The sequence below is a fragment of the Halomonas sp. SIMBA_159 genome (genome assembly GCF_046536035.1).
GTDB lineage: Bacteria > Pseudomonadota > Gammaproteobacteria > Pseudomonadales > Halomonadaceae > Vreelandella > Vreelandella venusta_A.
This window is the reverse complement of sequence record NZ_JAWJBT010000001.1, coordinates 69,988-96,334: the sequence shown is the minus strand read 5'-3', so window position 1 is coordinate 96,334 and position 26,347 is coordinate 69,988. Positions and strand designations below refer to the sequence as shown.

Sequence of the window (26,347 nt, the reverse complement as noted above, 5' to 3'; positions counted from 1 at the left end):
ACAGCGCGGTCGTTCACGCCTTAACGCGCTCAACTCACTTTCGGGAGCTGGTCGATCAACCGATCTAGCGTGATCGGGTAGTCCCGTACGCGAATTCCGGTGGCGTTATAGATCGCGTTGGCCACGGCCGCCGCCACGCCGCAGATACCCAGCTCCCCCACGCCCTTGGCTTTAAGCGGCGTCGAGGCGGCGTCGGTGGTGTCCAAAAAAATCACCTCCTGCTCGGGAATATCCGCATGCACCGCCACCTCGTAACTGGCGAGGTCGTGGTTGACGAAAAAGCCGCGCTCCACATCGGGGGTGAGCCCCTCCATCAAGGCACTACCCACGCCCATGGTCATCCCCCCAATCACCTGGCTGCGCGCCGTGACCGGGTTGAGAATGCGCCCCGCGTCGCACACCGCCAGCATACGGCGCACACGGGTTTCGCCGGTATGGGCGTGCACGGCCACTTCAACAAAGTGCGCCGCGAAGGTGCCAATCTGTAGCGTGTCTTTGAAGTCGCCAAAGTGGATGGTGTCTTCTGCGACCAGCTCTTCGCCATCAGCCACCTCCGCTAGCGCTACCTCGGTGGTGCCTGCGATCACCCAGCCCTGTTCAAACCGCGGCGCGTTCATACCAAGTCGCTGGGCAATCTCCTCTTGTAGCTTCAAGCAGGCCGCATAAACACCGGCGGTCGCGCTGGCGGCACCGAACTGCCCACCGGAACCCGACGAGACCGGGTAGTCGCTGTTGCCCAGCCGCACCTCCACGTCCTCTAGCGCCAATCCCATGGCTTCCGCAGCGGTTTGGGCAATAATCGTGTACGAGCCGGTGCCGATATCGGTCATATCGGTTTCCACCACCAAACGCCCAGCCTGCAAACGCACTCGAGCGCCGGAATCCATGGTGGGCGCCCCGCGATAAGCCCCTGCCATGCCGTGGCCGATCAGCCACTGCCCTTCCCGCTGGCCGCCTGGGGTGCGGTTGCGCGCCTCCCAACCAAAATCGGCAGCCCCTTTTTGCAGGCACTCTACGTAGTGGCGGTCGCTAAACGGCTTGCTGGGGTCTTCCGGGTCGACCTGGGTGTCGTTGAGGATGCGGAATTCCACCGGGTCCATGCCCAGCTTCTCGGCCATTTCGTCCATGGCAATTTCTAACGCGGCAAGGCCGGAGGCTTCACCGGGGGCGCGCATATCCGCTGACTCAGGCAGGTCCATCTCGATAGCCGTATGGGCCACGCGGCGGCTTGCCCCGGCGTAAAAGGCGCGGGTTTGATTGACCGGGTTCTCGCCGCTGCCGCCAGGCAGCGTATGGGAAAACGCCGAGTGGTCGAAGGCGGTAATCCTGCCCTCAGCATCGGCGGCAATGCGCAGGCGCTGAACAGTACCGGAGCGGTGGGTGGCGTTGTTGAACACCAGCGGGCGCGGTAGCGCGAGCTTAACCGGCCGCCCGGCCGCCCGCGAACCCAGGGCAGCCAGCACGGTATCTGCCCGCAGCCAGAGCTTGCCGCCAAAGCCACCGCCCACATAGGGGCTCTCTAGACGAATGGTCTCGAGGTCGATAGCAAAGGTCTTGGCCAGCGCTTTGCGGGTCCAGGCAATCATCTGGTTGGAGGTCCAGACCGTCATTTGGCCGCCATCCGACCAATCCACGATGGAAGCGTGAGGCTCCATCATCGCGTGGCTTTGGGAGGCCGTGCGGTAGACCTCATCCAGCGTTACCGCTGCGCTTTTAAAGGCCGCATCCACATCGCCCACGTCAGAGAGCGGCTCGTCGGGTGTTTGCTGCTCCCAGGCGGCGTCTAAATCAAACACGCCTTGCTCTTCTTGGTAGCGCACCTCAATCAGCGCGGCGGCACTTCTCGCCTGCTCTAGGGTGTCGGCCACCACTACGGCAATGGCTTGATGGTAGTGGGCAACGGTATCGCCACCAAATAGGCGCGCCACGTTGCTTTTGGCCTGCGCCAGCGGTTCTATGTCTAGGGTGGTGACCACCGCCGCTACCCCAGGCGCGGCGCGGGCGGCCGTGGCATCCATGTGGGTAATGCGCCCTTTGGCGATGGTGGCACATAGCGGGTAGCCCACCAGCTGGTGGGCCGCTACGTCATGGCGCTCGTAGGCGTAGGGCGCTTGGCCGGTCACTTTAAGCGCGCCATCAATGCGCGCATGGGGCTTGCCGACAATACGGGCGCGGTCAAACAGGTTATCGTCGGTCGATTGATTGAAATCCATCGGTTACTCCTCGGCCAGCAGCGCGGCGAGCGTTCGCTCTGCCAGGGTCAGCTTGTAGGCGTTCTCTTCAGTCGGGCGGGCACCATCAAGCATCTCAGCCATCACAGCAGCTGCGCCTTGGGGCAGCGCGGCATCCGCCGCATCGCGTCGCCAGGGCCGTGGGGCCATACCGCCCAGCGCCACGCGCCCCGTGCCGTCCGGGGCGTGAATCAGCGCCACTGAGACCAGCGCAAAGGCATACGAAGAGCGGTCACGCACCTTGAAGTAGGCATGGCGGCCTTCCACAGGCGCGGGCAGCACCACCCCGGTAATCATCTCGCCCTTGGTCAGGGTGTTTTCCACCTCGGGGGTATCGCCGGGCAGCTGGTAGAACGCATCCAGCGTCAGGCTGCGGGTCTCACCCTCGGGGGTGATGGTTTCCACGCGGGCATCCAGCGCTTGCAGCGCCACCGCCATATCGGAGGGGTGCGTGGCAATGCACGCATCAGAAGTACCAATCACGCCCAGTTGCCGAGTGGTCGCGCCTTTTCCCAGCGCCGCGCAGCCAGCGCCCGGTGAGCGCTTATTGCAGGGCATGGCGGTGTCGTAAAAATAGGGGCAGCGCGTACGCTGCAGCAGGTTACCGCCGGTGGTGGCTTTGTTGCGCAGCTGGCCAGACGCCCCCGCCACCAGCGCCCGGCTCAACACGCCATAGGCTTCGCGCACGCGTGGGTCGGCTGCCAGGGTGCTATTGCTGACCATCGCCCCCACGCGCAGGCCGCCCTCTTCCGTAGCCGTAATGGCGTTCAACCCCGTGTCGCGCACATCGATCAGGTGCAGCGGAGTTTCAATCTCGTGCTTCATTAAATCCAGCAGGTTGGTGCCGCCGGCAATGAATTTCGTGCCCGGCACCTCGGCCGCGCGGGCCGCTGCTTCGGCAGGGCTAGACGCCCGCTCGTAGGAAAAGGCTCTCATGCGCGCTCCTTGGCAACCTGGGTAATGGCCTTAAGGATGTTGGCGTAAGCGCCGCAGCGGCAGAGGTTGCCCGACATCCGCTCGCGAATCTCGACATCAGTGATCTCGATAGGCGCGGTGAGATCCGCCGTGACATGGCTGGGAATATTGGCGGCGATCTCCTGCAATACGGCGTTGGCCGAACAGATCTGCCCCGGCGTGCAGTAGCCGCATTGAAAGGCGTCGTTATCCACGAACGCCTGCTGCATGGGGTCTAGCTGTTCTACCGTACCCAGGCCTTCAATGGTGGCGATCTCATCACCTTCATGCATCACTGCCAGGGTGAGACACGCGTTGATGCGTTCGCCATTCACCGACACGGTGCAGGCGCCACACTGGCCGTGGTCACAGCCTTTTTTGGAGCCGGTGAGCGCTAGGTGCTCACGCAGGGCGTCCAACAGCGTGGTGCGGTTATCAAGCGTTAGGGTGTGCTGGGTGCCATTCACTATCAACGTGACGGTTGAGCGCGGCACGTCTAGCGGTGCCTGATCGCGGCGCTGTTCAGCGCTATTTGAAGCGTTCATAAATCGGTGCCTTCCCTGCTCATTGCTGTTGCTTATCGACGGTCTCGCCCCTTCAGCATAGACATAAATCGGCGGCAGCGACCTGACGCGTGCCAAGCGGCTGCGCTACGCTTAGTGCAACGACCCGCGCTAAGCGGGCAGGGTGACTCACGAAAGGACGCGACATTGATGCAACACTTGGATCGACAGGTGATTGAACACGCCCTGGCGTGGTGCCAGCAGGGCCGCCCTTTTTGGCTCTGCACCGTGCTGGCGACCTTTGGCTCCTCTCCTCGCGAGCCGGGCTCCTGGATGGCGGTGAACGAGGAGGGGAAAGCAATTGGTTCGCTGTCCGGGGGCTGCGTGGAAGAAGACTTTCTCCAGCGCGTCAAAGAGGGGGCGTTTGAGCGCCCGGTGACGGTCATCCGCTACGGCGACCCGGACGACGTTCAAGGGGCAAATGTGACGCTGCCCTGCGGCGGTATCCTAGAAGTACTGATTGAGCGCCTGCCCGCTACTCAAGCCACCGAAGCGCACCTCACCACGCTGCTGGCGACGCTAGACGGCCAGCAGCCGCTGGTGCGCCACGTCGAGCTCCCCAGCGGGCGCTTTGGCTTTCACGAGGATGCCTCGCTTGGCCCGCGAGTTTACCGTGAGCAGGTGCAGGGGGAATCCGAGCGCATCTACCTGCGCGTTGCCCCCGCCAGGCGGTTAATTATCGCGGGCATCTCCGCTATTACCGCCCCCTGTGCGGCCTTTGCCGTCACACTCGGTTTCGAGGTGATCGTATGCGACCCGGACGCCACCGCCTGCGCGCAGTTCTCCGTGCCCGGCGCGGTGGTTAAGGCACAGCTGCCGTCCCAATACATCGCCTCCGGCGCTTGCCACAGTGCAACGGCAGTGGTGGCGCTCACCCACGACCCGCGCATTGATGACTTGGCCATGATGGAAGCCGTACGTACCCCCGCGTTTTATATTGGCGTGATGGGCTCTCAACGCACCTCCACCGCCCGAGCAGAGCGGCTGATACGCTCCGGCGGGCTCACCCAAGCGCAGGTGAAGCGCCTGCATATGCCCATTGGCCTAGCGCTGGGCAGTAAAACCCCGGCGGAAATCGCCCTTGCAGTGATGGCGGATATCGTAAGGGTGCAGCACGGTAAGGCCGTCGATGAGCTTTAATCGCCATGCGTGCTAACCACGTCGTCGCGCTAGTGACGGCGGCAGGCTACTCGCGGCGTTATGGCGAGGCTGATAAGCGCCAGGAACGTCTTGCCGATGGCAGAACGCTGTTGGCCACCACCGTTGCGCGCACCGAGCAGGCGTTTAGCCAGGTACGGGTCGCGATTCGTGAGGAGGACGACGCGTTTCAGCTTGGCTTGGCTGCCAGCACGCCGCTAATCCGGCTACGTCAGGCGCACCTGGGGTTGGGTGCTAGTTTGGCTGAAGCGGTAACGGCGCTAGGCGGTGACCGCCGCTTGAACGACAGCGAGGCGGTGGCGGTACTGCTAGGCGATATGCCGCGTATTCAACCCGCAACGCTGCGGGCACTGCAGCAGCAGGCCACCTTCAACACCATCTGGCGGCCGCGCTACGGCGGGCAGCCCGGCCACCCGGTGCTGTTTGGTCGCGCTTTTTGGCCGGAACTAGCGCATTTACGAGGCGACACGGGCGCTAAGGCGCTGATTCAACGCCACCCATCCCACTACCATACGTATGACATCAACGACGCAGGCATTCTGCTCGATATCGATACGCCAGACGCACTCGCCAGCCTCTAGCGTTTAAGCGCAAACTTGATTAACAGAGAAAGGATTTAACAAACATTATAAAGTAGTGTGCGCATGCCACTGCCACACAGCGATTGATGAATGATACTGCCCAACCTGTTACTGGACCCGCAGGCGCTGAGTGCTTTGCAAGGAAAGCACGATGTTCCCCTGGTCATTTTATCCTGGCTAGTTGCCTTGGCCGCGTCTTACGCCAGCTTAGAAATTATTCGCTTGGTCAGTAGCACCTCGTCGTCGCTCTGGCGCAGAACGTGGCTCACCGCGGGCGCCAGCGTGATGGGCGCTGGCGTCTGGAGCATGCATTTTGTCGGCATGCACGCCTACCGGCTGGATTTTCATGTCAGCCACGGCCATCTGCTGACTCTGCTTTCCGTATTACCCGCTATCGCTGGCAGCCTAGTGGCTATGACGCTGCTCTGTCGAGAGCCGTTATCGCATCGCACGCTGTTTCTGGCAGGCAGTAGCCTAGGGCTGGGGATTGGTATGATGCACTATGGCGGCATGGCCGCCATGCACATGCCCGCCACGCTCTACTACGCGCTGGACCTGTTTTTAGCCTCGCTGGTCGTTGCCGTTGGGCTGGGTGTTCTCAGTGCCTATGCTTACCGCTTATGCCGCATGGAAAACGGCAAAGCGCACTATCAGCGGTACACGTTCATATCTGCGCTGTGTATTTCGCTCGCTGTCAGCGGCATGCACTACGTGGCCATGCAGGCCGCTTGGTTCGTGCCCATGGACAATGCCGTCGATCACGCGCGTATGGAGGCTTCTAACTGGCTCATTTATGTGATCAGCGGGGCGGCCGTCTTTGCTGCACTGCTAACCTTATTGGCGATTAAAATTCAACGCCGCCTGCAGGACAGCGAGCGCCACGGCCATATGACCCAGCGACGGCTGCTAGAAGTGATTGCCGCTCTGCAAGATGGCGTGGTGCTGTTCGATGACAGTGCCCGTATCCGGCTGTGTAATAACGCCTTTGAGCAATTAACGGGCATGACTCACGTCCAGCTCATGGATGCGGATATCACGCAGGTGCCTTACGCCAAAGATAGCCAGGCGCTTACCCCCACCATTCACCGCGCACTCTTGTCGCAAGGGGAGTGGAGCGGCATGGTCACGGCGCTGCGCACGAATGGCGATGAGTACCCAGCATGGCTCAGTATCAGCCGCGTGAACTATGCCCATAGCAAAGATAGGGATTACGTGGCCCTGCTTAGCGACCGCACCGACGAGCAAAACGCGCAGCAGCGGATTCGCTACCTGGCTTACCACGACATGCTCACCGGATTACCAAACCGTTTGGCGCTTCAGGAGTACTTGACGACACACCTGAAGGATAGCCGCCATAAAGGCCACTACTCAGTGCTAGCACTGTTGGACGTCAACCGTTTCAAAGTGCTGAACGACAGCATGGGCCAAGATATTGGCGACGAGCTGTTACGACAGCTCGGCAGCCGCCTGCAGCAGGCCGGAAAGCAGGTGATCGCTGCCCGCCTGGATGGCAATGAATTTGCGCTGTGCCTCACGCTAACCGCCACCGACCAAACCGAAGCCGAACGACAGGCGCACCAGCATATCGAAGATGTGCAGGCTTCCCTGGTGGCCGACTACCAGCTTCATGGGCACACCTACCCGTGCAAAATTAACGTGGGCATGCTGATTTTTTGCCCTCGTGAGATTGAGAGCGTCGGGCAGCTGTTCAAACGCGCCGGGCTGGCACTGTTGGAAGCCAAGCGCCAGCGAGACGACGTGCCCAAGCGCTTCTGTTCGGAGCTGGAGCAGAAACTCGAAGAAGATATCACGCTGGAGCGCGAACTGCGCCTAGCGATCGATAGCGGTGCGCTTAGCCTGCACCTTCAACCACAGGTGGGAGCGCAGCACGAGGTCATTGGTGCCGAGGCCCTGGTACGCTGGCACCACCCGCAGAAAGGCATGATTTCACCGGGGCGCTTTATTCCCATCGCCGAACACACCGGGCTAATTCTGCCCTTAGGGGCCTGGGTATTAAAAGAGGGCTGCCGCCTGCTCGGCGAGTGGCAGCACGACCCATGCCTGCGCCATTTAAAGCTCTCGCTCAACGTGAGCGTGCGCCAGTTCCAGCAGCCCGATTTTGTTGAGCAGGTTACCACCACGCTGCGCGCGACCGGCGCTCCGCCTGAGCGTTTGACGCTGGAGCTTACCGAATCGCTGCTGATGAGCGACCCAGAGGGAACCATCGATAAGATGCTGCGCCTGCGACAGATGGGCATTCGCTTTGCGCTGGATGATTTTGGCACCGGCTATTCGTCGCTGGCGTATCTCAAATCGCTGCCGCTAGACACGCTCAAAATCGATATTGCCTTCGTCAAAGATTTGACCCTGGACATGCAGGCGACGCCGATCGCCGCCACCATTATTGCCCTGGCAGAGAGCCTGGGATTAGACGTGATTGCCGAGGGCGTGGAAACTGCCGACCAGTGCACGGTGCTGGCTCGCTTAGGATGCCATGTGTATCAAGGCTACTATTTTGGCAAGCCAGCACCCGCAGCAGAGTTTGCGCGACGCAACGGCGCTTCTTCGCCTACAGCGTCATGAACGGCTGGGCGTCTTGATCGCTGAATAGGTAAACGTTGTAAGGCTCGCTTTGGGGCCCTGGCATGCCCGGTGTGCCAATCGGCATACCGGCTAAGCCGATGCCATCGACATCAGGTTGCTGTTCAAACAGTGCCTCAACCGCTTCCATCGGCACGTGCCCTTCAATCCAATAGTTGCCTATCTCAATGGTGTGGCAAGAGCCCATGCCGTAAGGCACGCCCGCCTGCTGTTTGATATCACCCAGCTCGACATCATCAATAATGGTGACGTCTACGCCCAGCGCTTCAAGATGACGTGCGTACTCATCGCAGCAGCCGCATTGCGGGTTTTTATACAGCGTCGCCTCATCGGGCAGCGCAGCGTGGGCCGTCGCAGCGCCGAACATCAAGGCACCGGATACCATAAGCGCCGTGGCATGTCGTTTCATATCGCTCTCCTATGACAACGTCTTTTGCAAAGCTTACAACCTAGGGGCTGCCTATAGGTCAAGACCCAAGCAACAGCCTCCCACTCTCGTTTGACCTATGGGCGGCACTGGGTTCTACGCTAAAGGGTGGACGTTGATCGCAAGACGACAAGGAGGCTAACCATGGCAGCAACGACCCACCACACCGCACAGGTGTATCGGATGAAAACCGCCGAGCACATGTGCCCGTTCGGCTTGAAGACCGTCGATCTGCTCACGCGCAAAGGCTACGCGGTGGATGACCACACCCTCACCTCACGCGAGGAAATCGACACCTTCAAGGCGCGAGAAGATGTCGATACCACGCCGCAGGTGTATATCGATGGCGAGCGGATCGGCGGCTACGAAGAAGTGCGCGAACACTTGGGTATGAGCGTTCCCAATGCCAAAGAGACTATCTACCGCCCGGTGCTGGCCATTTTTGCCGTCGCGCTATTAATAGGCCTGGCGATGAGCTGGGCAACTCAGGGCACGCTGCTCACGGCGCGCATGCCAGAGTTTGCCGTGGCAACCGCGATGGTGCTGCTGGGCCTGCAGAAGCTGCAGGACATCGAAAGCTTCAGCACCATGTTTCTCAACTACGACCTGCTCGCCCAACGCTACGTGCCCTATAGCTACGTTTATCCCTACGCCGAAACCGCCGCCGGGCTGTTGATGCTGGCTGGCACGCTGATTTGGGTAGCCGCGCCGCTGGCACTGTTCGTCGGCACCGTGGGCGCGGTATCGGTATTCAAAGCGGTTTACATCGATAAGCGCGAACTCAAGTGCGCCTGCGTGGGGGGCAACAGCAACGTACCGCTTGGCTTTGTGTCGCTCACCGAAAACCTGGTGATGATCGGAATGGGTTTGTGGATGCCATTGCGCCTACTGCTGAGCTAGCGTCGATTAGGAACGGCTAAGCAGCGCCGTGACGCCCAGGGCCAGCCAACCGGCCATCAGTAGAAGCCCGCCGATCGGCGTCACGATACCTACGCTTAAACCGGCCAGCGCCATTAGGTAGAGCGAACCAGCAAAGGCCAGTACGCCTAACGCCCATAGCGCCAGTACGACCTGCTGGCCGGGGTGTGGGTAGTGGCTGCGCCACGCAAGCACCGCTAGCATCGCCAACGTGTGCCACGCTTGGTAGCGCACGCCGGTTTCCACGATATCTACCATGGCAGCGCTGGTGCGTGCCGCCAACCCGTGGGCGGCATAAGCTCCCAGCATCACCATGAGCGCCCCCGAAAGCGCCACCACACACCACCACAGCTTGTCGACTCGCTGCACGCCCTACTCCTTTTCACCTATGTTGGCGGCGCATCGCCACCCCGTTAATCATTGAGATATTCACCCCGCTGCATACCTTGCACGGGTCGAAACCGCTACAATAGAGGCCGTTTTGCCTCATCCACCAGGGTGCTTACTGTTTATGTCTACCCCCAATGAGTCGATACAGCTTACGCTCAACGGCGAACCCTACGCCATGACCGCTGGCCTCACCGCTGCTGACTTGATCGAGCAGCTTGGCCTGGGCGGGCGTCGTATCGCTGTCGAAATCAACGAACAGATTGTGCCCAAGAGCCAACTGGCCGCGACCCCGCTGGCCGCAGGCGACCAGATCGAAGTGGTCCACGCCATTGGCGGCGGCTAGCTGCCGGTGCTTTTTCAAGGAATCGCTATGACGCAACTGACTGATACACCGTTCACCATTGCCGGACGTGATTTTAGCTCCCGCCTGTTAGTGGGTACCGGCAAGTACAAAGACTTTACCGAAACCGGTGCTGCGATTGCCCAGAGCGGTGCCGAAATCGTCACCTTTGCCGTGCGCCGTACCAACCTTGGCCAGGATGCCGATGCGCCGAACCTGCTCGACGTCATCTCTCCCAAGCAGTACACCCTGCTGCCCAATACCGCTGGCTGCTACAACGCCAAAGATGCCGTGCGCACCTGCCGCTTGGCCCGCGAACTGCTGGACGGCCACAATCTCGTCAAGCTGGAAGTGCTCGGCGATGACCACACGCTCTACCCCAACGTGGTCGAGACGCTCAAGGCTGCCGAGACCCTGCTGGCCGACGGTTTCGACGTGATGGTGTACACCAGCGACGACCCGATTGTGGCACGGGAGCTGGAAGCCATGGGCTGCTGCGCCATCATGCCGCTGGGCTCATTGATTGGCTCGGGCCACGGCATTCAAAACCCGCATAACGTTCGCCTCATCGTAGAGCAGAGCAGCGTGCCGGTCCTGGTGGATGCAGGCATTGGTACGGCCTCCGATGCCGCCATGGCCATGGAGCTTGGCTGCGACGGCGTGCTGCTCAACAGCGCCATTGCCCACGCCCGCGACCCGCTGCGCATGGCCAACGCCATGAAGCTCGCCGTCGAGGCTGGCCGCGATGCGTTCTTGGCAGGCCGCATGCCGCGCCGCCAAAGCGCCGAACCCTCTTCGCCTTTTGCAGGCCGAATCAACGGCTGATACAGAGACACCATGACCGATACGAACGACACCGCGCCCGAGAGCAACACCACTGGCCCCGAAAGTGCCGATGCGCCGCTGCACCGCCGCGGCATTAAAAGCTATGTGATTCGCGCCGGGCGCATGACCCAAGCCCAAAGCCGCGGCCTGGAAGACGTATGGCCGCGCCTGGGGCTGACCATTGCCGATGGTCGCCAGGATTTAGACGCCCTGTTTGGCCGCCAAGCCCCCCGCGTGGTGGAAATTGGCTTTGGTATGGGTAACTCGCTGATCGAGCAGGCTGAAACTCATCCCGATACCGACTTTATCGGCATCGAAGTGCACGCCCCCGGCGTTGGTAAACTGCTTGATGAAGTGGATAAACGCGGCCTGACCAACCTGCGCGTTTACCGTGAAGACGCCCTGGCGGTGCTGGAGCAGTGCCTGCCCGAAGGTTCGCTGACCACGCTGCAGCTGTTCTTCCCCGACCCGTGGCCGAAGAAGAAGCACCATAAACGGCGCATCGTCCAGCCTGCGTTTGTAGAGCTGATTCGCACGCGCCTCAAGCCCGGCGGTACCTTCCACATGGCCACCGATTGGGAAGCCTACGCCGAGTGGATGGCGGAAGTGATGGAAGCCGCCCCCGGCTACGCCAACACCGCCACCGCCGAGACCGCGCCTTACGTGCCGCGCCCGGCCTTCCGCCCGCTCACCAAGTTTGAGGCCCGCGGCGAAAAGCTCGGCCACGGCGTGTGGGATCTGATTTACCGGCGGGAAGCGTAACGCTTACTCAAACGCCGTTAGCGCAAAGCTGTCGCACTCGGTCACCTTGGCAAACCACGCCTGCAGCCGTGGAAAGCGGTTCGGCCAATCAAAGGCCGGTAAGCGAAAGCTGAGGTAAGCCAGGGCGACAGCGACCACAATCGCCCCAAGCGTGCGCTGGGTATGTCCGGCCAGCACGCTAGGGTGCGCTTCCAGCGTCACCAGCGTGCGCTCAATCGCTTTTAACCGTCGGCTTCCTAACAGCGTCTCATCCACGTCTGGCCCGCCATGCTTGCGGCCAATCACCACGTTGAACGCCGCCTCCATCAAGCCCTGCCCCAACCCCGCCAGCGCCAGGTTTTCCGCTAAACCATCTGCCGGTAGCAGCTTCGCGCCTTCGCCCACGGCATCCAGATAGTGGGCAATCAGCAGCGATTCGGTCAGCACCTCGCCGCCTTCCGTCACCAGCGTCGGAATACGACTCAGCGGGGTAATCTTTAAAAGCTCGCTATCCGCCGCCCAGGGGTCGCACCAGCAAAGCTCCGTGCGCTCCATTAGCCCTTTTTCATACAAGCATACCCGCACGACGCGGGCGTAAGGTGAAGAAGTATTGAGATAGAGCTGCATAGAGGCCTCACTGATCAGTTACGTGCGCTTATCGTAAACCACCCGATGCAGCGTGCCGCTACCACTTTCGAAGGCATCGATATTGGCAAGGGTCGTCTCGGCAATATTGGTTAGCGCCTCCTGGGTAAAAAAGGCTTGATGGCCGGTGATAAGCACGTTGTGGAAGGTCGTTAGGCGCATGAACCGGTCATCGTCGATCACCTGATGGGAGTGGTCCTCAAAGAAGAGTTGCTCCTCCTCTTCGTACACATCCAACCCCAGGTAGCCAATATGGCCACTTTTAAGCCCGGCGATGACGGCTTGGGTATCGACTACCCGCCCGCGGCCGGTGTTAATCAGCATCACTCCCCGCTTCATTTGGGCAATGGCGCTCGCGTTAATCAGGTGGTGGGTGTCAGGCGTAAGCGGGCAGTGCAGGGAAATAATATCCGCTTGGGCATAGAGCGTTTCTAACGGCACATACTCCACAAACGCTTTCGCTTCAGGGTTTGGGTAAGGGTCGTAGGCCACAATGCGGCAGCCAAACCCGTGCATGATGTCGGCAAAGATGAGACCGATATGGCCCGTTCCAATGACTCCCACGGTTTTGCCGTGCAGATCAAACCCCAGCAGGCCATCGAGAGCGAAGTTACCCTCCCGCACTCGGTTATAGGCCCGATATGTCATGCGGTTTAAGCTCATCACCAGTGCCACCGCATGCTCTGCCACGGCGTGGGGCGAGTAGGCAGGCACCCGCACTACCGTCATCCCCAGCCGCTGCGCCGCTTCTAGGTCCACGTGATTAAACCCGGCCGAACGCAGCGCCACTAGCCTTGTACCGCCTTGATAAAGCTGCTCCAGCACTGCCCCATCCAGGTGGTCATTCACAAACGCGCAGACACACTCAAACCCGACGGCGAGCGGCGCGGTTTCGACGGTGAGCCGCGCATCAAAAAAGCTCAGCAAATGGCGGCCCGCGGCGTTGGCACGGGATAGAAAGGTTTGGTCGTAAGGTTTAGCGCTAAACACGGCGATACGCATAACGAAAACTCCCGGTAGCAGTGTTATCAGGGTAGGCGACGTACTCGCCATTATCTGCACACATCGCACGGGGAAAGCTTGGCCGGCATCAACAAAAGGGGGAGTAGAAAAAAGAAAGCCGCTCCATGGGGGAGCGGCAAAAGACCGTGACTAGCAATGAGAGGGAGAAACCATGACAGGAAACTGGCGCTGATCGGTGCCAAGCAGCTGTCGTGGTTGCCAGCGACTCATTAAACGCTGACCATCACAATATAATCATTCTCATTTACCCCGTCAACACAAATGCGAATACTTTTTATTTATTTTTATATCAGCTGACTAATTTGAGCCAAAACGGCAGCGTCAGCATGGCCAGCAGCGTTTGCCCGGTGATAATGGCCGCCATCAATTCCGCATCGCCGCCTAGCTGGCGGGCAAGAATGTATGCCGAAGTGGCCGTGGGTAGCGCAGCGAACAGCAGCGCGACGTCCCGGCTGACGGGGTCAAGCCCCAGTAGCCACGCCAACAGCAGTACAAACGCCGGCATGCACAGTAGCTTAATGGCGTTAGTGGCAATCACCCCTCGGTCAATACGCAGCAGCGCCATGGGCTTGAGCGCGACTCCCACGGCCACTAGGCCCAGCGGTAGCGCTGCGCGGCCCAGTAGTGTCACGGTATCTTCGCTCCAGCCGGGCAGGCCCACGCCGCTCAGGTTCAAGCCAATACCTACCAGGCACGCCAAAATCAGCGGATTTTTCGCCAGCGCTAGCGCACTTTTACCCAGGCTTGCGCTACCCAGCGTGCCCGCTGCCACAAAGCTAGCCACGCACATAACGTTTACCACGGGCACCATTAGCGCCACGGCGACCGCTGCCGTTGTGGCCCCAAGCGAACCGTGCAGCGCGGCGGCCCCAGCTACCCCCACATAAGTATTGAAACGCACGGCACCTTGAAACACCGAGGTGAACGCCGCCGGGCTGAGTTTTAACCATGCGCGGAAGTACCACAGTACCAGCCCAAACAGCGCCATTGCCCCCAGCAATGCCAGCGCCAACCGGCCAACGGGCACTTGGCTCACATCGGCTGTCGCCAGCGTGCCCACCAGCATGGCGGGGAACAGAACAAAATAGATAAACCGCTCCATTTGCGCCCAAAAATCGAGGCTAGGCCAGCGCCCATACCCTACGGCTGCGCCCAATAAAATCAATAAAAAGAGCGGCCCTAGTGCTCCGGTAATGCTCTCCATTGTGCTTCCTTATTAAGTGCGACATCCCAGCACAGCGACATCCGCGGGATAGCTGTTACCATGAAACGCATACCACCCAATCAATTTCCCCGCCTTATGGCCTGCGTAGCGACTATTCTGCCATGAAGAATTTGCCTAAACCCGACGTAACGGGTTTTCCAGCGCTAAAAGTGCTGATCTTGGTGACGGGCCTCGCGTTGGCCGCATGCACATGGTATGTGTTTGCCAACTGGCTGCGCGACGATAGCGATATTATGTGGTTCTCTGCAGATGGTGAGTGCAACCTGCACACCACCCCCTGCTCGGCTGCGCTAGGCGATAAGGGCCACCTAACCTTAGCCATAGATGCCAACGGCCGCATCGAAGCACTCGAGGTTCTACCGCTGGATGTAGAGGTAGAGGGCGTTACCCCAAGCCAAGTGACCGTTGATTTTGTTGGCCGCGGTATGGATATGGGATTGAACCGCTTTGCGCTGACGGCCACCGCACCTGGGCACTTTCATGGCCAAGGGCAAATCGGTGTTTGCACACAAGAGGTGATGCCTTGGCGAGCACGGGTTATTCTGGAGACTCCCGAAGGCAAGATGGGCAGCTGGTTCGATTTTGATGTCACAAGGAGCTAAGCGCATGGCAGCATCTATAAAACGCAAGCCGCTTTGGCTTGGCCTCTCGCTACTCGGCGTGCTCCTGCTGGTGGCCACGATTGGCCTTTACCAACTAGGTACTGACCAAGACAGCGGCGAACCACAAGGTGGCCCCATCGCCATGCCCTCAACCCAGGGCGATTTCTCGCTGACCCAGCTGGGCGATAACGACATCGCTATTGTGTCGTTTGGCTATACTTACTGCCCCGATGTTTGCCCCATGAATCAGGCCGTCAAACGCCAAGCACTGTCACAGCTGAGCGACGAGCAGCGTGAGCGGATAGTGCCTGTCATGATCACGGTAGACCCAGAGCGGGATACGCTCGCCCGTATGAGCGAATATATGCAGTTCTTTGGCAGCGAATTTATCGGTTTAGTGGGCAGCCAGGCGCAGCTAGCCGATGTGGCTGAGCGTTACGGGGTGATTTGGCGACGGGTCGAGGCGCCAGAATCGGCCATGGCGTATACCATCGACCACAGCGCATCGCTGTTTTTGGTCAACCGCGAAGGGGAAATATTGCAGCGGGTACTCTACTCCCCAACGCCGCACGGGTTAGTGTCGGCGCTGGAAAGCGAGCTGGGCAGCTAACGCTGATAGCGCAAGCTGCCGCATGATTACTCGGCCGCGACCGTTTCTTCCTCTGTAGGGGCAGCCTGCAGCTGATCTACCATTGCCATCAACGCCCTCGCTTGGGTGCCATCGCGGGTATCGTGCAGCGGGTTGACCTGCCAAGTACTCTCAGCAAACCCCCACCAGTCCCAGCAAGCCTGAGGGTTAGCCATGCTGTTCTCCGCCTGAGGGTAGAGCACTACCTGGCCATGCTCGGCAGCCCAGCGGTTCAAACCGCTGTAGCGCACAAAGATATCGCCAATCGCCTCCGCATTCATCTGGCAGCCGTGCAAGGCAACTGTCACCGGGCAACCGCCTGCTTCACACGCCTCGGGAACAAACAGATAACCGGTATCAGCAAACCCCTTCACAGCAAAGTCAGACTGATCAAAGGCGCGCAGTTCACCGTCACTAGCGTTGACCTCACGCTCCGGGTAAAGCCATGCCAACATCTCACCAGCGACATCATCGCCACACGCCAGCACATGACTACCGCCACCTTTGTGGCAATCGCCCATTTCCTGGGGATCGATACGCGCGTCCTTTGGCATAGCCACTGGCCACCCGTGCCCGGTATTTTCTCTCAGCTCATAGTGAAGCTGCTGTTCCGGGCTGGCGAGCCAGCGCTGCCACTGCTGGGCAAGCAGATCACCCAGCGCTGGCGAGACCGTGGCATCCGCCCCTCCATGCCATACAAAAGCACGTAGCTGTGCCAGCGCTTCCTGGCTACCCACCTGATCCAGTGAGGCGTAGCGCTCACGCCGCTGCTCCAGCTCGTCTAACGATGGCAGCCCACGTCGCGTCATCATGCACTGGTTAAGGGCCAGGCTTAGCGCTCCTTGAGCGCAGCCCCATGGGCCTGCGGCCAGCACGCCCACACCGCTAAAGCGCTCAGGCCAGGCAACCGCCAACTGAGTGGCCATATAACCGCCCGACGAGACACCCACAACGCTGGCTTGGTCACTAGCAACCCCTAATGCAGGCAGACTTGGCGGCTCTTCCTGGGCGTGGGCAGCGCTGCTGCCCAACAGGATAAGCGCGGCCATAAGGCGACGCTGATGAACGGCGATGCCCATGGCTTATTCGATGCCTAACAGTTCAACGCGGAACGTGAGCATTTCATTCGGGCCGATCGGGCCTTGGCCGCGTTCGCCGTAGGCAAGTTCAGCAGGAATATAGAGCATCCAGCTATCGCCCACGCTCATCAGTTGCAGGGCTTCCTGCCAGCCTTCGATCACTTGGTTAACCTGGAAGCTGACCGACTCACCGCGCTCGAAAGAGCTGTCAAACACGGTACCGTCGAGCAGCATGCCTTCGTAGTTCACTTCAACGGTGTCTTCTGCGCTAGGCGTTTCGCCGTCGCCAGACTCTAGCACTTCGTACTGCAAACCAGACTCGGTCACTTCAACTTCATCACGCTCGGCGTTTTCGGCGAGGTAATCCTGCCCTTCTTCCAGGTTCATCTGCGCCAGTTCTGCGGCCTGCTGTTCACGCGCTTCCATTGAGCTCTCTTGGAAGGCCATCAGCGCTTCCATCATCTCTTCTTCGTTCAACGCCAGCTCGTTGCCATCGAAGACATCGCGCATACCGTCGGTGAACGCATCAATATCCAGGTCTTCAATATCGGCTTGCATGCTTTCGCCTAGGGTCACGCCCAGGCTGTAAGCCAGGCGCTGCTCGTCGGTTTCCGGGGCAGCGGCGGCAAACGGTGCGACCAGCAGAAGGCCAGTCAGCGCGGTAGAAGAGAGAAGTGCTTTCATGAAAAAAACCTTATCCAGCGGCGCAGCGCGCCAAGTGTTTTTGGGTGCCTCAAAGACTAACACCCGCCGCTTCAGGCTGCATTACCTGAAACGGCGGGTGTTCATCAGACCGCGACGACGCGCAGAGGTTTATCCCTTGTGACAAAGAGCGCTAGACCACTAGCGTTGGGCAATGAGCTGCCCCGGCAACCCGCTGAGAGACACTGCCTAGCAGCAGATTTTTCTCACCGTTTGTACCCTGAGCGCCAATCACTATCAGGTCGCACTCCCGCTTGCGGGCAAAGCGTACAATCGTGCGCGAGGGGCGGCCACCTTTTACAAAGGCACGTACCCGCACGCTATCGGCTCCTAACTCAATGGCATGGGACTTTGCATGTACAGCAATTTCCGTGGCGTACTCTTTGAGCGCATCGTCCGGGATATCAAGCTTATTGGGGCGCACCATAGAGAGTGACGCCTCCAGCAGGCTGTGATGCTTGAACACACACAGCAAATACAGCTCTGCGCCCGTTAGCATATGCAGGCCGACCGCTTTCTCCAGCGCCTTGATGGCCCCCTTAGAGCCATCGACTGGAACCAAAATGCGATTAAACATCCGCGTTCTCCTTGTGACTGCTTAACGGAAGGCAACATCACGCAGGAACAGCGCAATTTGCGGAAACATAATCAGCAGCGCCGCCGCCAAAATCAGCATAAAGATAAACGGTGGCGTGCCTTTAATCACTTCCCAATAGGGGCGCTTAAAGATCGCAATGGCGGTAAATATATCGCACCCAAACGGTGGCGTGGCCGAGCCTATCGCCACCTGCAGGGTAATCAAAATACCCACCAGTACGGGGTCTAGCCCGGTGGCCGCAATGGCTGGTGCGAAAATAGGCGTTAACACCAGAATCACCACGATGGGGTCAACGAACATACAGGCCACAAAGAACGAAATGCAGATCGCGATCAGCACGCCAGTCGGCCCGGCTTCATTGACACCCACCGCTTCCAAAATGGCCTGAGGAATCTGCGCGAACGAGATAATCCACGAGAAGCCATTACCTACGGCTACCAGGATAAATACCACGGCGGTAATCAGGCCAGTCGACTTAGCAATCGCGTAGATGTCATTCATCTTCAGCGAGCGAAACACCACAAACTCCAGCAGCACCGCGTAAAGCACACAGGCCGCAGCGGCTTCGGTTGGGCTGAACACGCCGCCGTAAATACCACCGACGATAATGACGGGAAAACCAAGCGGCCAAAGCGCTTTCTGCACTGCCACCGCACGCTCTCTCCAGCTAGCACGCGGCTCGGTGGGGACGTCTTTAACAATGGCGTAAATCACGCAGTAAATAGAGAACATCAGCAGGATGAGTAAGCCTGGCCCGATACCGGCGATAAATAGCTCGGCAATGGAGGTGCCCGAGATCACCCCGTAAATAATCATGCCGATGCTGGGCGGGATCAAAAAGGCGATATCACTGGCATTGATAATCAGCGCCAGCGTGAAGGGGTCAGAGTAGCCGGCCTTTAGCATCTTGGGGCGTAGCGGCGAACCCACGGCTACTACGGTGGCCTGGGTCGAACCCGATACCGCCCCAAACAGCGTACAAGAGGCCGCCGTACTTACCGCTAGGCCGCCTTTAACATGGCCAATAAACGACATCACCATATCGATTAGGCGGTTCGCAGACTGCCCACGGGTCATAATATCGGCCGCCAGAATAAACATCGGCACGGCGATCAGCGAAGCGGGGCGAATGCCCGCCATCATCTGCTGAATCAGCGTATCCATCTGGCCAAAGCCGTTAAACATCATATAAAAGCCAATCACCGCGGCGGTGATCAGCGGGATCATCATAGGAAAGCCCAGCAGCAGCAGGGCAATCATGGTGACTACCATTATCGTCGTCATAGCGTTCCCCTAGGGTGCAGTCCCTGCTTTACACTTCTGTTTCGGTGTCTTTATAGCCGTCTACCACCCCAGTCGAGAGGTACACGTCTCGGGTGGTGAGGTTTTTAATCGCGGTCAGCAAATATTGAATGCCGGTAATCAAAAAGCCCATGGGCACCCAGATATAGATCATCCATACCGGTAAACCGAGCGATGGCAGCACCCGTCCTTTGCTGTAAAGGTCAAGGATGTACACCACCGAATAATAAAGCAGGAAAAACATTACCAACGAGGTAAAGAACGCAATGCCGATCATAAGCACTTTACGCCCACCCACCGGCAGCGCGTCGTAAATAGCCGACATTCGAATATGGCGCCCGTGACGAGCCGCATAGCCAATCCCGGCGAAGGTAATCATGATGATTAAAATACGGTTCAGCTCACCTGAGAACATGATGCTATTGCCGAACACAAAGCGAGCAATCACGTTGGTGACCGTATTCAGCGCCATTAGCAAAACCCCCATCGCCAGTATGACTGACTCGATTTTGCTAATTGCAGTGTCGATCACTCCCAAAATACCGGGCAAACCGGATCGGTAGTTCTTTTCGGACTCTTCTTCAGACATGGCCGTTCTCCTTTAAAACACAGCGTGGTCGCAGGCGTTGCAAGCGTCGAGACTTTCCCGTCACTGACCACCGAACGATACATGTTCGGCTTAGCTACATTTTGTAGCGTAACGGTTAATAACTCTTTTCGCTTCAACGCTGGATGTACGTAGATTTTTCTGTGTTACGCCGCAGAGGGTTGGCATTTTTTTGCCGCAGGCTCTACCACCCCGAGGAACTCACTTGCCAATACACCCGTTTTGGAAACAAAAAAGGGGCAGCGCTGGCTGCCCCTCTTAGTGATGTCTTCTGTTTAACGCAAAGGCGCTAACTCATTAAGACTCACTATTGACGGCTTCAAGATCCGCTTTGAACTGCTGCAGAAGCTCTTCGCCACGCTCACCGGTCATTTCCAGGAACGCTTCCTCAACCTGCGGCGCACGCTCGCGGAACACTTGGATTTGCTCTTCGCTAAGGCGCGTCACGGTCACTTCATCAGACGCTTCTTGAATTTTGGCAAGTGCTTCATCCGCCAGACCTTTGATGTGCTCAATAGTGTGGTCGTAAGCCGCGTTAGAGGCTTCCTGCACCAGCTCTTTATCTTCATCAGACAGGCCTTCGTAGAAGTCCTGGTTAGCCATCATGGCGGTAGTAAACCAGCCGTGGCCTGTGAAGGTTAGGTGCGGAGACACTTCGTACAGACCGCCAGACTCAATCCAGAAGATCGGGTTTTCCTGACCATCGATAATGCCTGTCTGCAGGCCACCATATACCTCGCCCCACGGCAGCGGTGTCGGCGTCGCGCCAAAGGCGTCATACGTTTCCGACAGCAGCGGGTTGGTCATGGTGCGAATTTTCTTATTGCTCATATCTTCCGGCGAGCTGATCGGCTCGTCGGTAGTGACCACCATTTCGCCTTCTGGATACATCTTCAGAAGCTCAAGGCCCTGTTCCGCATACAGCTCGGGGAACATTTCATTGATGGCTTTACTCTCGTCGAAGAACGTCAGCACGGTCTCTTCGTCGGTCGGGAGCAGGTAGGGAATAAAGAAGATTTGAGCTTCTGGAATCAGCGCGCCAGTGAAACCAGGCGATTGGTTAACAAACTGGAGGATGCCGTTCTGGGTCTGCTCCATGATGTCGTCAGACTCACCCAGCTCACCAAAGCGATATACCTGAATCGTGTGGTCGGAATTCTCTTCGATGTACTCTTTAAATGCGTAGGCAAATACATCCTGTACGTCGCCTTCGTACTCTTCGTGGGCGTAACGCCAGTTATCGGCCTGCGCGGTAGCGCTAAGGCCCAACAGCAGAGCACCAACGCTCGCTGTGGTGAGTAACTTGGTAGTAACGGAACGAGTCGAAACTAATTTGCTTGCCTTCATGCAGAGTTCCCCTAGCAGTGGTAAGCGCGCCGTGCGAGAGCGCCAGAATCTAATTTTTGTCTATCCCTAGCCGCATCGCGTTTATGCTCAGCCGCTAACACACAGAAACGGTTTCTAACGGTGCGTTCATTGCTGTGGGTTAGCGGGCAAAATAAGCGCTGCCAACGCGGGTTAATCAAAAACAGCTTAAATTCAGGCTAGCGTGGTGACTCACAGTGGTCAAGCTGGCTTGTCAGGGCCATTAGTGCGGTTTGTGTGTTTTCGCGTACGCGTGACGCTTGCGGCGAGCGGTTGTCAAGCGGTGCCGAAAACAGCGTATCTTGCAGCCACTGTGCAACATTGTGCTGGCTTATGTCGCTTTTTGTTAACCGCACCTCCTCCAACGAAGAGCGCAGTGCCCACTGCTGCCAACGTTGAAGGTTTTCACGCTCAGCCTGCAGTTCCGCTTTTTGTAAGGTGGCTCGCAGCGCCTTAATGTCATCGTTGTAAGCCGCTTCAGGTTTGAGTGCGCGGCGCAATTCGCGCAGTGTCGCGGTCACCTGCTGCTGCCAGCCGTAGCGCTCTTCCCGTATGGCCTTCAGCGGGCCAGGTTCGGCGGCTAAGCCGTGTTGATAAAGCCAGCAGTGAAACAGCAGCTCACACACATCCACGCCTGCCTCATCTTGCAAAATAAGACAGGCCTGCTCGACGCCAGGCTGTGCATAAAGCGCTAAGGCAAAATCCCACAGCGGTCTCTGCTGCAAGCGCTGCAATCGGTTAGAATCGCGCATTGGTTTACCCACTTTTTTCGGGAGAAAACATGATCGCACTGCGCCAAGTCGCCCTGCAACGGGGCACGCAAACGCTCCTAGAGAGCGCCGATCTTACGCTACATAACGGCGTAAAGGCCGGCATTATTGGGGCCAACGGTGCCGGTAAGTCGAGCCTGTTTAAACTCCTGCTGGGCGAGCTAGGCCCCGACCAGGGTGATGTCGAGATGAGCGGCGGCCAGCGTATTGCCCACATGGCCCAGGAAGTGGAGGCGTTGGATCGCCCCATTGTGGAGTATGTATTAGACGGCGATTACGCCTTGCGCCAAGCCGAAGCCGACCTGCTCGCCGCCCGCGAGGCCGATAACGCGCATCGAGAAGCCGAACTCCACGGACTAATCGAAACCCTGGATGGCTACACTGCAGAATCACGGGCATCGCAGCTGCTGGTAGGGCTGGGCTTCGTGCAGGCAGATCTTAAGCGACCGCTATCAGACTTTTCCGGTGGCTGGCGAATGCGGGTCAATCTTGCACGAACGCTGTTTATGCCTTCCGACCTGCTGCTGTTGGATGAGCCGACTAACCACCTGGACTTAGACGCCCTGCTGTGGCTGGAACAGTGGCTCACCCGCTACCCGGGCACGCTGCTGCTGATTTCTCACGACCGCGACTTTTTGGATGCTGTATGCGACCACATCGTGCATATGCATCACCAAACGCTGGAGCTATACCGGGGCAACTACTCACGCTTTGAGCGCACACGGGCTGAAAAGCTTGCGCTGCAGCAAGCCGAAGCGGCCAAGCAGCAGGCACGGCGTGAAGAGATTGAACGCTTTATTGCCCGCTTTCGCGCCCAGGCAACAAAAGCCAAGCAGGCGCAAAGCCGGGTAAAAATGCTCGAGCGCATGGGCGATATCGCCGTCGCCCATACCGATTCCCCTTTCCACTTCACTTTGCCTGCTGCTGATAAAACGTCGCACCCCCTGCTGGTACTGGACCAAGCCACCCTGGGCTATCGCAGCGAAGCGGGCGATGTGGCTCAGTTAGAGAAGGTCAACATTACGCTGCTGCCCGGTAGCCGTATCGGCCTATTAGGTCCGAACGGTGCGGGTAAATCGACCCTGATCAAGTCACTCACGGGCGAACTCGCGCTGCTAGAAGGCAAGCGCGTACCCGGCGAACATCTCGCCATTGGCTATTTTGCTCAGCACCAGCTGGAAAGCCTGGACGTGACCACCACGCCCTTTGTGCACGTGCAGCGCCTCTCTCCCACCGCCAGTGACCAAGATATCCGCAATTTCCTCGGCGGCTTTGGTTTCAAAGGCGACGACGCCTTTGGCGAGGTGGGCACTTATTCAGGCGGTGAAAAAGCGCGCCTGGCACTGGCACTTGTGGCTTGGCAAAAGCCCAACCTGCTGCTGCTCGATGAGCCCACCAACCACTTGGACCTAGAAATGCGCGAAGCGCTGACCGAGGCGCTGGCAAGCTTTGAGGGCACGGTCATCCTGGTCTCCCACGACCGGCACCTATTGCGCGCCACGGTGGATGAGTTTTGGCGTGTAGCCGACAACCGGGTTGAGCCTTTCGACGGCGACTTGGAGGACTACCGAGCCTGGTTAAAAGCGCGCCTGGAAGAGAACCGCCGCGACGCCCGCAGTGAAAAGAGCGAGCGCCAGAGCCAGCAACCTAGCGGCGACCGTAAAGCCGCCCGTAAAGCGGCGGCAGAGCTGCGCGAGAAGCTGCGCCCGCTGAAAAAAGAGCGCGACCAGGCTGAAAAAGCCATGGAAAAAGCCCAGCACTCCCTTGAAGAAGTCGAAGCGGTGCTCGCGGACCCGGAGCTTTATACCGACAGCGCCCGCAAGGCAGAACTTACCCAGGCGCTTGCTAAGCAGGCAGAAAGTAAGGCGCGTCTGGATAGCAGCGAGCAAGCTTGGCTCGCCGCCGAAGAGGCTTTAGAAACGATGGAAGCGGAACTCTTGGCCAGTGAGAACGCTTAAGGCCATTAGCCCTCTAGCAAAAAGGTCACCGGCCCGTCGTTGACCAAGGCGACCTGCATATCCGCACCAAACTGCCCGGTGGCGATAGGCGACCAAACGGCACGGGCCTGGGTCACCAAATACTGAAACAGCCGCTCGCCTTCATCGGGCGGGGCGGCACTTGAGAAGCCAGGGCGCAGCCCCTTGCGGGTATCGGCGGCCAGGGTGAACTGAGACACTAGCAGCAGCCCGCCTTCGGCCTGCTGTAGGTTATGGTTCATCTTGCCCGCCTCGTCGCTAAACACGCGGTAGTGCAGCAGCTTATGCAGTAGCCTATCGGCATTCGCCTCGCTGTCGCCTCTCTCCACCCCTACCAGTGCCAGCAGCCCATGCTCAATGGCACCCACCGTACTACCTTCTACCGTGACGCTGGCCTGTGTTACCCGTTGAATCAGTGCTTTCACGCTTGCCCCTTCATTAGACGCTGTTTGAAAAACAGAGTGTAAACGCAGGAAAATACTGGCCCAAACGAATACGTCATCCGCTCTTTTTTACAGGCTAGTTTTGCCCAAGCAAGGCATCGCGAAAGTCTTCGCCTAGTGGGCGCTCGCCTAGCCAGATCCCAAACATCGCGCTGGCAAATTCGGCGCTGCTGTCTTCGTAGAGCGTTTCACCGTTCAAGGCGAGGCGCAGCTGGTCGCCGTCCCAACTCAGCAAGTAGCGGTCACCGGGCACCACATCCCGATACTGCTGGTTTAGCTGCGCCATGCTCTCTTTCACCTGATTGAACTCAAAAAGCGTCAGCGAATCGTTGAGGGTTTTCTCTGTGGCCTCAGCGAAATCTTCGGCGGCAATCTCGTGAAAGTAGGCAAGCTCTAAACGGCGGGGGACATCGCTTAACGGCTGGGGCTCACGCTCCCCTTCCAACTGATAATACGCCCCCGCATAGGCGGTCCAGATCATATAGCGGAACACCCCACTTCCCAACAGCGTATAGCGCTGGCCGTTCTCTTCCACCACGCGATCAAAGCGCTCGCCCCGCTCGGTCACGCTATCAGCAGCGGCGCTGGTCGAGATGAACGCAGCGCCTAACAGCAGCGCCGCCAAAACAACCGTTCTCTTCTTTGCTCGTTGCACAGTGGCTCTCCCCTGTTGGCTTGAGTAAATCATGCTTCGTTATACATACCCACCCTAGCCATAAAGGTTCCGTACAACCAGCATCCTATCGGTTCAGGGCCTTTACCAAGGTCGACAGATCATTAGGTCGCAGTGGGGCTCGCTGAGCAGCATTTCGGTTAACGGGTTAGGCTGATGCGGTCGACTGCGGCTGCCCAGCATGACCAGATCCGGCGAGTGCCGTTTCACATAGTCATGCAGCACATCGCAGGGCTGGCCCGGCTCTAGCGCAAGCTCAATGTCCGGCACGCCGTCCAGCTCTCGCAGCAGGCTTTCGACTTCGTTATCCAGCGCTTCTCGTAGGCGCGCGACTTCGTGGTCACGCCACTGGGCATAGAACGCTTGGTTCCCCAGCTCCCGTTCACCGGGCAGGCTCCAGGCGTGTAGAAGCGTTAGCTTGGCCTCAGGAAAGCGAATCAGCGCCTCTTTTAAGGTTTGCCGTGCCGTCAGCGAGAAATCGATAGGCACCACAATATGCTGCCAGGCCTGAGTAGGCAGGTAAGACGCCACTACCACCGGGCACGGCGCGCTGCGCAAAATACGCATCATCGTGGTGCCGTACAGCAGGTCTTTTTGGCCGCGTTTGCGGTGCATTCCCAGCACGATGAGCGACGCATGACGCTCGTGGGCTTCCCGGACGATTTCTACATGAGGCTCCCCCACGACCGTTTGAATCATCAGCGATGGTAGTTCCAGTGCGTAGTCTTCCCGCAGGTCGGTGAGCGTCGCGCTGATATCGTCGTTAACGGCGCGCTCCAAGTCATGAAGCATGCGATGAGGAAGGTAGGGGTCGAGGACGTGCAGCACATCCAGCTGCGCGCCCTGCTGGTGAGCTAAGCGCAGCGCGCGGGCAAACGCCGCGCGGTTTTCCTGGGAGAGATCGGTGGCAAACAGCAGCGTGCGGGACATGGGCAGCTCCTTGGCCGAACAGCTCAGCCTAGTAGGCAAACAAACGGGCA

General features: G+C 58.9%; 28 protein-coding genes. 10 read left to right on the top strand and 18 right to left on the bottom strand.

Annotated elements, in window-relative coordinates; all coding sequences use genetic code 11:
* Positions 1-29: 29 nt before the first annotated feature.
* The 3 genes from paoC to R0J87_RS00480 are packed head-to-tail and all read right to left on the bottom strand — an operon-like array spanning position 30 to position 3,730.
* Positions 30-2,213, bottom strand: a complete 2,184-nt coding sequence (paoC, locus tag R0J87_RS00490; protein WP_498883626.1) for an aldehyde oxidoreductase molybdenum-binding subunit PaoC — start codon at positions 2,211-2,213, stop codon at positions 30-32.
* A 3-nt stretch (positions 2,214-2,216) separates the two neighbouring features.
* Complete coding sequence (locus R0J87_RS00485; protein ID WP_498883624.1) at positions 2,217-3,167, bottom strand: FAD binding domain-containing protein; 951 nt, start codon at positions 3,165-3,167, stop codon at positions 2,217-2,219.
* A complete protein-coding gene (locus R0J87_RS00480) occupies positions 3,164-3,730 on the bottom strand; it encodes a 2Fe-2S iron-sulfur cluster-binding protein (RefSeq protein WP_498883622.1) in 567 nt (188 codons plus the stop codon). The genes R0J87_RS00485 and R0J87_RS00480 overlap by 4 nt, the downstream gene beginning before the upstream one ends.
* A 168-nt stretch (positions 3,731-3,898) precedes the next feature.
* Here R0J87_RS00480 and R0J87_RS00475 point away from each other — a divergent pair, with 168 nt between their 5' ends.
* The 3 genes from R0J87_RS00475 (at position 3,899) to R0J87_RS00465 (ending at position 8,070) form a co-directional block, all read left to right on the top strand.
* Positions 3,899-4,888 carry an XdhC family protein gene (locus R0J87_RS00475; RefSeq protein WP_498883620.1) on the top strand — a complete coding sequence of 330 codons (990 nt, stop codon included), beginning with the start codon at positions 3,899-3,901 and terminating at the stop codon, positions 4,886-4,888.
* A gap of 5 nt (positions 4,889-4,893) precedes the next feature.
* Positions 4,894-5,487, top strand: coding sequence for a nucleotidyltransferase family protein (locus R0J87_RS00470; RefSeq protein ID WP_498883618.1), 594 nt, complete (start codon positions 4,894-4,896; stop codon positions 5,485-5,487).
* Positions 5,488-5,577: 90 nt separating this feature from the next.
* Entirely contained in the window at positions 5,578-8,070 is a 2,493-nt protein-coding gene (locus tag R0J87_RS00465) for an EAL domain-containing protein (protein WP_498883616.1), read from the top strand.
* Here the strand turns inward: R0J87_RS00465 and R0J87_RS00460 are convergent.
* A complete protein-coding gene (locus R0J87_RS00460; protein WP_498883615.1) occupies positions 8,057-8,497 on the bottom strand; it encodes a DUF411 domain-containing protein in 441 nt (146 codons plus the stop codon). The two genes, R0J87_RS00465 and R0J87_RS00460, sit on opposite strands and share 14 nt — an antisense overlap.
* A 162-nt stretch (positions 8,498-8,659) precedes the next feature.
* Here R0J87_RS00460 and R0J87_RS00455 point away from each other — a divergent pair, with 162 nt between their 5' ends.
* Entirely contained in the window at positions 8,660-9,415 is a 756-nt protein-coding gene (locus tag R0J87_RS00455) for a glutaredoxin (protein ID WP_498883614.1), read from the top strand.
* A 6-nt stretch (positions 9,416-9,421) separates the two neighbouring features.
* Here the strand turns inward: R0J87_RS00455 and R0J87_RS00450 are convergent, their stop codons facing one another.
* On the bottom strand, positions 9,422-9,802 hold the full coding sequence (locus R0J87_RS00450) for a DUF423 domain-containing protein (RefSeq protein ID WP_498883613.1): 381 nt from the start codon (positions 9,800-9,802) through the stop codon (positions 9,422-9,424).
* A gap of 142 nt (positions 9,803-9,944) precedes the next feature.
* Here R0J87_RS00450 and thiS point away from each other — a divergent pair, with 142 nt between their 5' ends.
* Genes thiS through trmB form a run of 3 tightly spaced genes read left to right on the top strand, consistent with a single transcriptional unit; the run spans position 9,945 to position 11,750 of the window.
* On the top strand, positions 9,945-10,166 hold the full coding sequence (gene thiS / locus R0J87_RS00445; RefSeq protein ID WP_311064543.1) for a sulfur carrier protein ThiS: 222 nt from the start codon (positions 9,945-9,947) through the stop codon (positions 10,164-10,166).
* A 27-nt stretch (positions 10,167-10,193) separates the two neighbouring features.
* The gene (locus R0J87_RS00440; RefSeq protein WP_498883612.1) at positions 10,194-10,988 is read left to right on the top strand and encodes a thiazole synthase; all 795 of its coding nucleotides are present in this window, start codon (positions 10,194-10,196) and stop codon (positions 10,986-10,988) included.
* Between the two features lie 12 nt (positions 10,989-11,000).
* Complete coding sequence (gene trmB, locus R0J87_RS00435) at positions 11,001-11,750, top strand: tRNA (guanosine(46)-N7)-methyltransferase TrmB (RefSeq protein WP_490175857.1); 750 nt, start codon at positions 11,001-11,003, stop codon at positions 11,748-11,750.
* A gap of 3 nt (positions 11,751-11,753) precedes the next feature.
* Here the strand turns inward: trmB and R0J87_RS00430 are convergent, their stop codons facing one another.
* The 3 genes from R0J87_RS00430 to R0J87_RS00420 all read right to left on the bottom strand — a co-directional run bounded on the left by R0J87_RS00430 (position 11,754) and on the right by R0J87_RS00420 (position 14,601).
* Entirely contained in the window at positions 11,754-12,356 is a 603-nt protein-coding gene (locus R0J87_RS00430; protein WP_498883610.1) for a glutathione S-transferase family protein, read from the bottom strand.
* An 18-nt stretch (positions 12,357-12,374) separates the two neighbouring features.
* A complete protein-coding gene (locus tag R0J87_RS00425) occupies positions 12,375-13,376 on the bottom strand; it encodes a 2-hydroxyacid dehydrogenase (RefSeq protein ID WP_498883608.1) in 1,002 nt (333 codons plus the stop codon).
* Positions 13,377-13,686: 310 nt separating this feature from the next.
* A complete protein-coding gene (locus R0J87_RS00420) occupies positions 13,687-14,601 on the bottom strand; it encodes an AEC family transporter (protein WP_498883606.1) in 915 nt (304 codons plus the stop codon).
* Between the two features lie 122 nt (positions 14,602-14,723).
* Between R0J87_RS00420 and R0J87_RS00415 the strand changes: the two genes are divergently transcribed.
* A complete protein-coding gene (locus R0J87_RS00415) occupies positions 14,724-15,224 on the top strand; it encodes a hypothetical protein (protein WP_404464469.1) in 501 nt (166 codons plus the stop codon).
* A gap of 4 nt (positions 15,225-15,228) precedes the next feature.
* Entirely contained in the window at positions 15,229-15,834 is a 606-nt protein-coding gene (locus R0J87_RS00410) for an SCO family protein (protein WP_404344263.1), read from the top strand.
* A 26-nt stretch (positions 15,835-15,860) separates the two neighbouring features.
* On the opposite strand, the gene R0J87_RS00405 is transcribed toward R0J87_RS00410, so the two are convergent.
* From R0J87_RS00405 to R0J87_RS00375, 7 genes are all read right to left on the bottom strand, one after another.
* Complete coding sequence (locus R0J87_RS00405; protein WP_498883604.1) at positions 15,861-16,931, bottom strand: alpha/beta hydrolase family protein; 1,071 nt, start codon at positions 16,929-16,931, stop codon at positions 15,861-15,863.
* A 3-nt stretch (positions 16,932-16,934) separates the two neighbouring features.
* The gene (bamJ, locus tag R0J87_RS00400) at positions 16,935-17,615 is read right to left on the bottom strand and encodes a BamJ family beta-barrel-assembly machinery protein (RefSeq protein WP_404344265.1); all 681 of its coding nucleotides are present in this window, start codon (positions 17,613-17,615) and stop codon (positions 16,935-16,937) included.
* A 151-nt stretch (positions 17,616-17,766) separates the two neighbouring features.
* Positions 17,767-18,210, bottom strand: coding sequence for a universal stress protein (locus R0J87_RS00395; protein WP_311064534.1), 444 nt, complete (start codon positions 18,208-18,210; stop codon positions 17,767-17,769).
* Between the two features lie 21 nt (positions 18,211-18,231).
* Positions 18,232-19,515 carry a TRAP transporter large permease gene (locus R0J87_RS00390; protein ID WP_404344266.1) on the bottom strand — a complete coding sequence of 428 codons (1,284 nt, stop codon included), beginning with the start codon at positions 19,513-19,515 and terminating at the stop codon, positions 18,232-18,234.
* A gap of 28 nt (positions 19,516-19,543) precedes the next feature.
* Entirely contained in the window at positions 19,544-20,122 is a 579-nt protein-coding gene (locus R0J87_RS00385; RefSeq protein ID WP_498883601.1) for a TRAP transporter small permease, read from the bottom strand.
* A 315-nt stretch (positions 20,123-20,437) separates the two neighbouring features.
* Positions 20,438-21,487, bottom strand: a complete 1,050-nt coding sequence (locus R0J87_RS00380; RefSeq protein ID WP_498883599.1) for a TRAP transporter substrate-binding protein — start codon at positions 21,485-21,487, stop codon at positions 20,438-20,440.
* A 197-nt stretch (positions 21,488-21,684) separates the two neighbouring features.
* Entirely contained in the window at positions 21,685-22,257 is a 573-nt protein-coding gene (locus R0J87_RS00375; RefSeq protein WP_498883597.1) for a TIGR02444 family protein, read from the bottom strand.
* A gap of 29 nt (positions 22,258-22,286) precedes the next feature.
* On the opposite strand from R0J87_RS00375, the gene R0J87_RS00370 reads away from it, so the two are divergent.
* On the top strand, positions 22,287-24,233 hold the full coding sequence (locus R0J87_RS00370; RefSeq protein WP_498883595.1) for an ATP-binding cassette domain-containing protein: 1,947 nt from the start codon (positions 22,287-22,289) through the stop codon (positions 24,231-24,233).
* Positions 24,234-24,238: 5 nt separating this feature from the next.
* Here R0J87_RS00370 and dtd read toward each other — a convergent pair whose 3' ends face one another.
* From dtd to R0J87_RS00355, 3 genes are all read right to left on the bottom strand, one after another.
* Positions 24,239-24,676, bottom strand: a complete 438-nt coding sequence (gene dtd / locus R0J87_RS00365) for a D-aminoacyl-tRNA deacylase (RefSeq protein ID WP_498883593.1) — start codon at positions 24,674-24,676, stop codon at positions 24,239-24,241.
* Between the two features lie 94 nt (positions 24,677-24,770).
* A complete protein-coding gene (locus R0J87_RS00360; RefSeq protein WP_498883592.1) occupies positions 24,771-25,349 on the bottom strand; it encodes a chalcone isomerase family protein in 579 nt (192 codons plus the stop codon).
* A 102-nt stretch (positions 25,350-25,451) separates the two neighbouring features.
* Positions 25,452-26,297 (bottom strand): universal stress protein, encoded by an 846-nt coding sequence (locus R0J87_RS00355; RefSeq protein WP_404344273.1) that lies wholly within the window; start codon positions 26,295-26,297, stop codon positions 25,452-25,454.
* Positions 26,298-26,347: the final 50 nt, after the last annotated feature.